Annotated in this window: 8 protein-coding genes and 1 pseudogene; 3 read left to right on the top strand and 6 right to left on the bottom strand. The window is 71.2% G+C overall.

Annotation, left to right across the window (positions count from 1 at the left end):
- Positions 1-9 precede the first annotated feature (9 nt).
- Positions 10-414 (top strand): VOC family protein, encoded by a 405-nt coding sequence (locus ACF08M_RS36820; RefSeq protein ID WP_392189653.1) that lies wholly within the window; start codon positions 10-12, stop codon positions 412-414.
- Here the strand turns inward: ACF08M_RS36820 and ACF08M_RS36825 are convergent.
- A complete protein-coding gene (locus ACF08M_RS36825) occupies positions 390-1,217 on the bottom strand; it encodes an inositol monophosphatase family protein (RefSeq protein ID WP_392189654.1) in 828 nt (275 codons plus the stop codon). The two genes, ACF08M_RS36820 and ACF08M_RS36825, sit on opposite strands and share 25 nt — an antisense overlap.
- A 63-nt stretch (positions 1,218-1,280) precedes the next feature.
- Positions 1,281-3,122, bottom strand: coding sequence for a gamma-glutamyltransferase family protein (locus ACF08M_RS36830; RefSeq protein ID WP_392189655.1), 1,842 nt, complete (start codon positions 3,120-3,122; stop codon positions 1,281-1,283).
- Between the two features lie 221 nt (positions 3,123-3,343).
- Here ACF08M_RS36830 and ACF08M_RS36835 point away from each other — a divergent pair, with 221 nt between their 5' ends.
- Complete coding sequence (locus ACF08M_RS36835; RefSeq protein ID WP_392189656.1) at positions 3,344-3,655, top strand: hypothetical protein; 312 nt, start codon at positions 3,344-3,346, stop codon at positions 3,653-3,655.
- Between the two features lie 112 nt (positions 3,656-3,767).
- On the opposite strand, the gene ACF08M_RS36840 is transcribed toward ACF08M_RS36835, so the two are convergent.
- The 4 genes from ACF08M_RS36840 to ACF08M_RS36855 all read right to left on the bottom strand — a co-directional run bounded on the left by ACF08M_RS36840 (position 3,768) and on the right by ACF08M_RS36855 (position 6,141).
- Complete coding sequence (locus ACF08M_RS36840; RefSeq protein WP_392189657.1) at positions 3,768-4,325, bottom strand: DUF3291 domain-containing protein; 558 nt, start codon at positions 4,323-4,325, stop codon at positions 3,768-3,770.
- 316 nt (positions 4,326-4,641) lie between these two features.
- Entirely contained in the window at positions 4,642-4,830 is a 189-nt protein-coding gene (locus tag ACF08M_RS36845; RefSeq protein ID WP_392189658.1) for a hypothetical protein, read from the bottom strand.
- A gap of 134 nt (positions 4,831-4,964) precedes the next feature.
- Positions 4,965-5,348: a Zn-ribbon domain-containing OB-fold protein gene (locus tag ACF08M_RS36850; RefSeq protein WP_392189659.1), complete on the bottom strand. Its 384-nt coding sequence runs from the start codon at positions 5,346-5,348 to the stop codon at positions 4,965-4,967.
- Between the two features lie 121 nt (positions 5,349-5,469).
- Positions 5,470-6,141, bottom strand: a complete 672-nt coding sequence (locus ACF08M_RS36855) for a TetR family transcriptional regulator (RefSeq protein WP_392189662.1) — start codon at positions 6,139-6,141, stop codon at positions 5,470-5,472.
- A gap of 145 nt (positions 6,142-6,286) precedes the next feature.
- Here ACF08M_RS36855 and ACF08M_RS36860 point away from each other — a divergent pair.
- A pseudogene (locus tag ACF08M_RS36860) lies at positions 6,287-6,367 on the top strand (electron transfer flavoprotein subunit beta); the annotation flags it as partial.

Below are 6,367 nucleotides of genomic sequence, written 5' to 3' on the forward strand. Positions count from 1 at the left end.
CTGCAGTGTGTGGTGCTCGACTGCTCCGATCCCGCGCGCCTTGCGGAGTTCTACCGCGGTCTGCTCGGCGGCGAGGCCGACCGGCCGGACGAACGATGGGCGCTCGGCGACGGCTGGGCGACGCTCCACACGGCGGGCGGACTGGTCCTCGCCATCCAGCGGGTGGCGGACCACCGGCCACCCCGGTGGCCCGACCTGGCACGCCCCCAGCAGTTCCCTCTGGACCTCGGCGTCCCGGACCTGGACGCGGCGCAGACGCGGGCCGTCGCGGCGGGCGCGAAGCTGCTCGACGACGGCGCCGGGACAGGGCGTTCGTGGCGGATCTTCGCGGACCCGGCGGGGCATCCGTTCTGCCTGGTCAGGCACGGCAACGGCGAGACTGCGGCTGCTCAGTCCCCGGAGCGCAGCGCCTGAAGGATGCGCACGGCGGTCGCCTCGTCGCGGGCCGCCGTGAACGGCAGGGAGTTGCCGCCGGTGATCCGGAACGGGGCGCCGGAGAGCGTGGCCTGCGCGCCGCCCGCCTCGGTGACCAGGAGCAGTCCTGCCGCGTGGTCCCAGGCATATTCCCAGTTGAAGGCGACCGCCTCCTGGTCGCCGCGCGCGACAGCCAGGTATTCGAGACCCGCCGAACCGCAGGGCCGGGCGTCTATGCCTTCGGTGCGCAGGCCGAGCAGGGCGCGCTTCTGGGCATCGCTGGTGTAGTCGGGGTGCGACATCGCCACCCGCAGCACGGCGCCGGACGCGGGCGAGCCGGACCGTATCGGCTTGCCGTCGAGCGTGGCGCCGCGACCACGGACCGCGACCGCCATCTCGTCCAAGGCGGCCGCGTACGTCCACGAGGCGAGGAGTTCGCCGCGGTGGGCGAGGGCGACCAGAGTGCAGAAGCCCGGTTCGCCGCGGACGAACTGGCGGGTGCCGTCCACCGGGTCGACGATCCACACCGGTGCGTCGCCGCCCAGGGCGTCGTACACGGTCGGATCGGCGTGGACCGCCTCCTCGCCGACGACCACCGAACCGGGCAGCAGCCGGGTCAGGGACGCGGTGAGGTGCTCCTCGGCGAGGCGGTCGGCGGTGGTGACGAGGTCGTGCGGACCGTTCTTCTCGACGATCTCGTGCGCGGCGAGCTGCCGGTAGCGCGGCATGATCTCGGCGGCGGCCGCTGCGCGGATCGCCGCCTCGATCTCGGTCAGGTCCCCGGCGAGGAAGTCATCGGTCATGCCCCCAGCTAAGCACGGGCGTCCGGGCACCCGACGACCTGGTCGTGGCAGGAAGGCGGCCGGTCAGCGTCCGACGGCGTACCCCTGCATGCCGCGCGGGTTCGCGGCCGCGGACAGCACCCCGGTCTCCGGGTCGCGGGCGACGACGCACATCCGGCCCTCGGACCACGGGTCACCGACGGTGACGTCGTGGCCGCGGCGGCGCAGCTCCTCGACGACCTCCGGGTCCATGCCCGCCTCGACGGTGACGCTGCCGGGCTGCATCCCGCGCGGGAAGAAGGAGCTGGGGAAACTGTCGTTGTGCCAGTTGGGGGCGTCGATGGCGCCCTGGAGGTCGAGGCCGCCGCGGACCCGGGCGCGCAGGGCGACCGCCAGGAAGAAGTGGACCTGCCACTGGTCCTGCTGGTCGCCGCCGGGCGTGCCGAACGCCATGACCGGGACACCGTCGCGCAGGGCGACGGACGGGGTGAGGGTGGTGCGGGGGCGGCGGCCGGGGGTGAGGGAGTTCGGCAGGCCCTCGTCGAGCCAGGCCATCTGGAGCCGGGTACCGAGCGGGAAGCCGAGCTCCGGCACGACCGGATTGGACTGCAGCCAGCCACCGCTGGGCGTGGCGGAGACCATGTTGCCCCAGCGGTCGACAACATCGACATGGCAGGTGTCGCCGCGGGTCGCCCCGTCCTCGGCCACGGTCGGCTCGGCGGCATCCGCGCGGCTCTTCACCACGGTCGGTTCACCGACGCCCGCCGTCGGGATGCCCAGCGCGTCGAAGCCCGCCGCGCCGGAGGCGACGGCGTGGGCGTGCTCGCCGAGGACGGGGGTGCGGCCGTCCGGGCTGCCGGGGCGCAGCTCGTGCGAGGCCCGGTCGCTGATGAGGGCGCGGCGCCCTGCGTTGTACGGCTCCGAGAGCAGGGTGTCGAGGGGTACGTCGGCGGCATCGCCGTACCAGGCCTCGCGGTCGGCCATGGCCAGCTTGCAGCCCTCGATGAGCAGGTGCACGTACTCCGCGGAGCCGTACCGCGGCAGCTCGGCGGGGAGCAGGGCGAGCTGCTGGAGAAAGGCCGGGCCCTGGCTCCAGCCGGCCGCCTTGGCGAGTGTCCAGCCGTTCCAGTCGTACGTGGCGGGCGCCTCGTAGGACGCGGACCAGCCGGCCAGATCGGCGGCGGTGAGCGTGCCGGTGTGGCGGGAGCCGCTGGTGTCCTTGGTGGGACGGGCGGCCTGGCGGACCAGGGCCTCGGCGATGAAACCCTCGCTCCAGATCTTGCGGGCGGCGTCGATCTGGGCGATGCGGTCCTCGCCGCCGGTCTCCTCCGCCTCGGCGATCAGCCGGCGCCAGGTGGCGGCGAGTGCCGGGTTGCGGAACAGCTCGCCCGGCTTGGGCGAACTGCCACCGGGAAGGTAGACGTCGGCGGAGGACCGCCACTCCGTCTCGAAGAGTTCACGGACGGTCTCGACGGTCTGGCCGACCCGCTCGACGGGCGCGTGGCCGTCCTCGGCGTACCCGATCGCGTACCGCAGCACCTCGCCGACCGTCCTGCTGCCGTGGTCGCGCAACAGCAGCATCCAGGCGTCGAAGGCGCCCGGCACGGCTGCGGCGAGCGGTCCCGTGCCGGGGACCAGGTCGAGGCCCAGGGAGCGGTAGTGGGCGACGGTGGCACCGGCGGGGGCCGGGCCCTGGCCGCAGACCACCTGGACCTCACCGTCCTTCGGCGCCAGGATCACCGGCACCTCACCGGCCGGGCCGTTGAGATGCGGCTCGACGACGTGCAGGACGAATCCGGCGGCGACAGCGGCGTCATAGGCGTTGCCGCCGCCCTCCAGGACGGCCATCGCGGACTGCGAGGCGAGCCAGTGGGTGGAGGAGACCATGCCGAAGGTGCCCTGGAGAGTGGGACGAGTCGTGAACACAGGGTCTCTCACCTCGCTGTTTACTTACATCGGCCCGGATGACAGGCACTCAGGACCAAACCTGGGGAGAATCCGGGGAGATCTGCGCCGGGGCTCTCCTTCCCCCCGCTCCCCCAGAAGACTATCGGTCGAGCTAGGTGTACTGACCCGTGAAGTCAGGGACGCGACCCTCCCGCGGGTCGCGTCGCCTGGCCTACGGATCGCCTTGCGCGCCCCGGGAGTTGACCGCCGGTGGAGACGGTGATCCCGACGGGGAGATTCACGCGGTGCTGCGCCAACTCGCCACGGTGGCCGGACTCGACCACCTGCCGCGTGTGATCGTCGACCCCGCGGCGGTGTCAGGCGGTGCGGTGGTCTTCGGTAGCAACCGCCGGCCGGCCATCCGCCTGCACGGCGGGCTCATCGTCCGCCGGCACACCGACCCGGAACGCTTCCGAGCCGGGGTCCTCCACGAGTACGCCCACATCCGCAACGGTGACATCAGGAGGCCTGCCGGAGCGAAGCTGACCACACGGCACGGAACGACCCCGTGAAAGCCGTCTGGATACGGGGGTGCGGGTGAAGTGACCCTGAATCACAAGGGAGTTCGGCTACGTGATGTCGTGGAGGACGCGGTGGACTTCGCGGTATCGCACGGCTTCGCTGTCAGCGAACCTGGTCACTCTTCCGCCCGATGCCTTTGATCCTGGCCGGAGTTCCGTCCGGGGCGAACGAGTGGTGGAAGGTGAAGGCGTGCGGCGCGGAGCCGTGATCGTGGAGGTGCTCCAGCCTGGAAACCCCGTCCTGCCAGGTGGGTATCGCGCCGCCGGAGACCCACCAGAACACGTAATTTGGGTGCCCTGTCCTCTCGAACCAGTCGTAACGCCTGTTCAGCGCCTCACGGTGCAGACCGGTGTAGAGGGCGTCGAAGGCGGGGCGCAGGTCGGTCCAGAGTGAGAGGGTCGTGGCCAGGGCGGTGGTTTCCAGCGTATGGCCCTTGCCGTACCAAGTCGGTACGGCGAACTCTCCCCATGCACCCCAGTCCGCCTCGAAGAGCACGCCCCGGTCACCGTCTGCCGCTTCGGCACGCGCGAGGTATCCGGGGTGCTGGCTGATCTTCCGGTAGACGGCCTCACCAATGTCGTAGAACTCGCGCGTGAGAGGTGCGGGATCGGCGAGAGGTGACTTCAGGACGCCGAATGTGTACAGAGCCAGATGGGGCATGCGTCTCTCCCTGGTCGGGGGTGCCTGCTGTGGACCCGGTTCGGTGGCTTACGCATGGGGGCGAGGATTCGTGGGGCGTGACCAACTCATCCCGTTGTGGGTGGCCCAGCGTGAAGGAACCCCTGTGCGACCGTGGGCAACCGCCGAGGACCAGGTGAAGGTAGCTGCCTCTGCGGGCCATGTCGAAGTTGCGCTTTCCCTGTCCAAGTGGCCTCTTGCACAGGTCCTTGCGGGAGCTGGGGCGGTGGCGCTGCCTACCGCCGTGGAAGTCCGCATCGGCCCGGCACATGCCGAGAAACAGCATCGACAACCCCGCTCAAGCCGGTGTGCCGGGGCGAGCATCCGCCGGGCCCCGACCGGGCGCCCACGGCTGTCCGGTATCGGCGCCGTGCAACTGGACCAGGAGCATGCCGTGCCCGGCGCCGCGCGGGTACTCGGTGGTGACGTACTCGAAGCAGGTGTGCACCATCGCCGGGCCGACCCGCTTGATCAGCCCACCGTTCACGAAGCCGTGCTCGCCCCGCCACGGGTGCTATATCCGCCGCACGGGGAACGCCGATGCCGCCGCGGACCTCGGCCTCGGCAGCGCCGGCAGGCAGGTCTCGTACGGGCCGGCCGGACAGGCCGACCCCGCACGGCTCAGTACCAGTCGTCGCGCACGGGCGGGTCGCAGAGTTCGAAGACCACCTCGCCCGCATCCGGATCGTCACCGGCGACCGGGCGGACCCGCGCACCGACCGCCACCAGGTGGGGCGCGGCGCCCACGACGCGGCAGCGGAACACGAAGCCCTCGGGGAGCCGGACGAGGGACTCGTTGCGTGCCAGTTCCGTGTAGCGGTGCACGACGACGGACCTCACCACAACACCCAGTCCGGCGCTGCGTTCGGACTTCAGGTCGCTCGACGCACACACCGGGCACAGCAGCCTCCGGAAGGAGGCCGTGCCGCACCAGCGGCATCGGTGGTAGTACAGGCCGGCTTCCTCAGGCACCGTCTGCACGGTGCCACTTGACAACTGGGACATGTTTCGACCCCCTGCGCTCGGCTCGGATGCGCCGCAGCTGCGCGTCGGCGCGTCCGCACCATAGGGCACTGAGTGCCGAAACGTAAAGGAACTCAGTGCCAGATCGTGGGCCGGCCCGGGTTCAGCCCTGGCCGATGGCCGACTCGACCTGCTGCACGACACGCCACATCGGAGCGCCCTTCGCCGCGACCATGACCACCACATCCTCCTCGGACGAGGGCGAGTGCGGCCCCCCGGCGGCCGCACTCCCCCACGTCCGGCGCACCAGCCCGAGGGCGTGGTCCACGGCGGCCTCCGCGTCCCCCTCGCCACCCGAACGCAGCCAGGTCCGCAGCCCGTTGTTGTGCGCGGCGACCACGGACGCGGCGATCACCTCGGCCCGCAACGCGCCGTCCCCCGACGCGCCGTACCGGTCCCGGAGGTGGCCGGCCAGCGTCTGCTCGTACCGGCGCACGACGGACAGCTCGTAGGTGCGCAGCCCGGGCACCTCCCGGGTGAGCCGGTAGCGCTGGACGGAGAATTCGGGGTTGGCCGAGTACATCCGCAGCACGATCCGGGCCGCGTCGCACACCGCGTCGACCGGCTCCGCGTCACCGGCCGCCGCCAGGAAGGCGGTCATGTCGGCGAGGCAGCCCTCGTGGTCCGGGAAGACCGCGTCCTCCTTGGAGGGGAAGTACCGGAAGAACGACCGGCGCCCCACCCCGGCCCGCGCCACGATGTCGTCCACCGTGGTCTGCTCGAAGCCCCGCTCCAGGAAGAGCTGGAAGGCCGCCTGGGCGAGCACCTCCCGCATGGGGGTCTTCTTCGCCGGTCTGCGTGCGTCAGTCATGCGGGGAACGTAGCACCGGAGAGCCCAAAATGGCACTAAGTTCCTTTACAGGGGGTACTGAGTACCATATTGTCGTCCCTGCGAACCACACCCAGGTAGGAGAGCCGGCGTGAGCTTGAGGATCGTTGTCTGTGTGAAGTATGTGCCCGATGCCACGGGTGACCGGCATTTCGCCGATGACCTGACGGTG

The organism is Streptomyces sp. NPDC015032 (genome assembly GCF_043080425.1).
Taxonomy (GTDB): domain Bacteria; phylum Actinomycetota; class Actinomycetes; order Streptomycetales; family Streptomycetaceae; genus Streptomyces.